The organism is Blautia sp. CGZ-1-C1, from assembly GCF_056504575.1.
Genome location: NZ_JBWLUT010000128.1, coordinates 1 through 3,122, shown reverse-complemented (window position 1 = coordinate 3,122; position 3,122 = coordinate 1). Strand labels below are relative to the sequence as shown.

Sequence of the window (3,122 nt, the reverse complement as noted above, 5' to 3'; positions counted from 1 at the left end):
ACAGGATATCGCAGCAATGGCAGCAATCCCGAACATGAGAGTTTACATCCCAAGCGATCATTTACAGACAGAGAAACTGACAGAAGCATTATTAAAAGATGAGAAACCAGCATACATCCGTGTAGGCCGTAACGCTGTAGATCCTGTATATGAAGAAGGCAATGTACCATTTGAGATGGACAAAGCAACATTTGTATGCGAAGGAACAGATGTAGCCATCATCGCATGCGGTGAAATGGTAAAACCTGCAAAAGATGCAGCAGCAATCCTGAAAGAACAGGGAATCAGCGCAACAGTTGTAGATATGTACTGCGTAAAACCTCTTGATAAAGCGGCAGTTGTAAAAGCAGCAGAGAATGCAAAAGCAGTTCTTACAGTAGAAGAACATGCTCCATTCGGCGGCCTTGGCTCCATGGTAAGCCAGGTAGTCGGCAGCGAATGCCCTCGTAAAGTTGTAAACATGAGTCTTCCGGATGCTCCGGTTATCACAGGTACATCCCAGGAAGTATTTGACTACTACGGACTTAATGCAAAAGGAATTGCAGAAAAAGCAGCAGAACTGGTGAAATAAGATGAGCAGATATGTATTAGGAATCGACCAGAGTACACAGGGAACGAAAGCTCTCCTCTTTGATGAGGAGGGCACCCTGATTTGTCGAACAGACCTCCCTCATAAACAGTATATTAATGAAAAAGGCTGGGTAGAGCACAATCCTGAGGAAATTTATGCAAATACACTGGCAGTCGTAAAGAATCTGGTAGAAAAAGCCGGAATTGACAAAAATGACCTGGCAGTCCTTGGAATCAGCAACCAGCGTGAAACAGCAATGGTCTGGAACCGCACTACAGGCAAGCCAGTATACAACGCAGTTGTATGGCAGTGTGCAAGAGGTGCCCAGATCTGCGAAGAAATTGAAAAAGCCGGAAATGCGGATATGATCCGTTCTCATACAGGCTTGCAGTTATCTCCATACTTCTCGGCAGCCAAGATTGCCTGGGTGCTGAAGAATGTAGAGGGAGTACAGGAACTTGCAGATAAAGGCGAACTCTGCTGCGGAACGATTGACAGCTGGCTAGTATACAAACTTACAGGCGGAAAAGAATTCCGCACAGATTATTCTAATGCATCCAGAACCCAGATGTTCAACATTTCAGAACTTAAATGGGACAAACAGGTATGCGATCTCTTCGGAATCCCTACATCCGTCCTCCCGGAAGTAACAGATTCCGATGGAGATTATGGTGCGACAGATTTTGACGGCTATCTTGACCACGAAATCCCGATCAGAGGCGTACTGGGAGATTCCCACGGTGCACTCTTTGGACAGGGATGTGTAGAAAAAGGTATGATCAAGTCTACCTATGGAACAGGCTCCTCTGTTATGATGAATATCGGAGACAAACCGGTATTCAGTGACCGTGTAGTTACCTCGCTTGCATGGAAACTGGGCGGAGAAGTTAACTATGTTCTTGAAGGAAACATTAACTACACAGGTGCAGTTATCACCTGGCTCAAAGATGATCTGGAGCTGATTTCTTCTCCTGGAGAAACAGAGCAGCTTGCCAAAGAATCTAACCCCGCAGATAAATCCTATCTGGTGCCTGCATTTACCGGTCTTGGCGCTCCATACTGGGACAGCGAAGCGACAGGAATTCTTACAGGCATGACCAGAACTACGAAACGAAGAGAAATCGTAAGAGCTGCACTCGACTGCATTGCTTATCAGATCACAGATGTGATCAAGGCAATGAGTACGGAGTCCGGCATCGACATCTCCGAACTCCGCGTAGACGGTGGCCCGACCAAAAACAAATACCTCATGCAGTTCCAGAGCGACATCGCCCATGTTACTGTCCAGGTTCCTTCCTCCGAGGAACTTTCCGGAATTGGAGCTGCTTATGCAGCAGGAATCGCAGCTGGCATTTATAATAAGAAAGAAGTTCTAAACAAAATGACCCGCACCCGCTTTACTCCACAGATGCAGTCAGAAGAATGTGCCCAGAAATATGCAGGCTGGAAAAATGCTGTAGAACAGGTATTGCATAAATAATAGCAGCAGTGCTATAATTCACAACAGAATATCGCACGAAGAAGAGCAGATATTACACTGATGTATCCAGTGTAGTAGCTGCTCTTTTATGTTAAGTTACATTATTTGATATAAAAGTTTACACTTATTGATACTCAGCTCAGAAATATTTTTATTTTTCGTGCATTTGCAGGATATCTAGATATTCTTAGTTCTCAAAAAACTGCGTTATGAGAATCCGGAGACACTGTCTGAGCGTAGCGAGTTTGGCTCTGGATTCTCATGGTTTTAGCAGCTTTTTGAGGACTTAGAATATCTTAGGTCCCGAAACCGCACGAAAAATAAAAATATTTCTGAGCGTCCCTTTATGACTTATGAAATACAAATAAACATTTTCAAAAAATACAAAAAAGGGATTGACAAACAAAAATAAAGATTGTATAGTATTACTATCAAATCAATATGAAAACAAGGAAAGCAAAAAATCTCATTAAAAATATCAGATAAGAAGGTGACAAGACATGAAACAAATCCTATGTTTCGGCGATTCCAATACATACGGTTTAATCCCGGGAACTACTAATCAGAGATACGGATGGGGTACCCGCTGGACCAGCATCCTGGATGACAAAGTAAGAACAAAAGGCTACAGAGTAATCGAAGAAGGACTTTGCGGAAGAACCACTGTATTCGACAATCCATTCCGCACAGAAAGAAGAGGAACGGAAATGCTTCCGGCAATCCTTGAGAGCCACAGACCGGTAGATACCATCGTTCTTATGCTTGGCACCAACGACTGTAAAAGCGTATACAGCGCAACCCCGGAAGTGATTGGACAGGGGATTGAACAGCTCCTTGATCAGATCAACACTGTAAACCCGGATGCTAAAATATTACTGGTATCTCCCATCTACCTTGGGGAGAGGATTTTGATCCGGAATTCGATAAGAATTCTATTGAATGACCGCGCGTCGCATTCTCGTTACTTCAGTGATGAGTTAACCGACGCGCAATTTTTTTGTTAAAAAAAGAACGTATGTTTACAGAATAAGATATCTATGGTACAATTTGTTCATAGCACAAAATAAAACT

At 43.3% G+C, this 3,122-nt stretch carries 3 protein-coding genes; all 3 read left to right on the top strand.

Annotated features, from left to right (window positions below; all coding sequences use genetic code 11):
- A partial coding sequence (locus AC058W_RS12050; protein ID WP_479390114.1) for a transketolase family protein occupies positions 1 to 571 on the top strand: 571 nt, incomplete at its 5' end.
- Between the two features lies 1 nt (position 572).
- On the top strand, positions 573 to 2,051 hold the full coding sequence (gene glpK / locus AC058W_RS12045) for a glycerol kinase GlpK (protein ID WP_178760809.1): 1,479 nt from the start codon (positions 573 to 575) through the stop codon (positions 2,049 to 2,051).
- 500 nt (positions 2,052 to 2,551) lie between these two features.
- Positions 2,552 to 3,055 (top strand): GDSL-type esterase/lipase family protein, encoded by a 504-nt coding sequence (locus AC058W_RS12040; RefSeq protein ID WP_479390113.1) that lies wholly within the window; start codon positions 2,552 to 2,554, stop codon positions 3,053 to 3,055.
- Positions 3,056 to 3,122: the final 67 nt, after the last annotated feature.

Bases quoted from the DNA above. Each gene is read 5' to 3' on its own strand.
- glpK (WP_178760809.1), top strand. From the start codon at position 573: ATGAGCAGATATGTATTAGGAATCGACCAGAGTACACAGGGAACGAAA.
- AC058W_RS12040 (WP_479390113.1), top strand. From the start codon at position 2,552: ATGAAACAAATCCTATGTTTCGGCGATTCCAATACATACGGTTTAATC.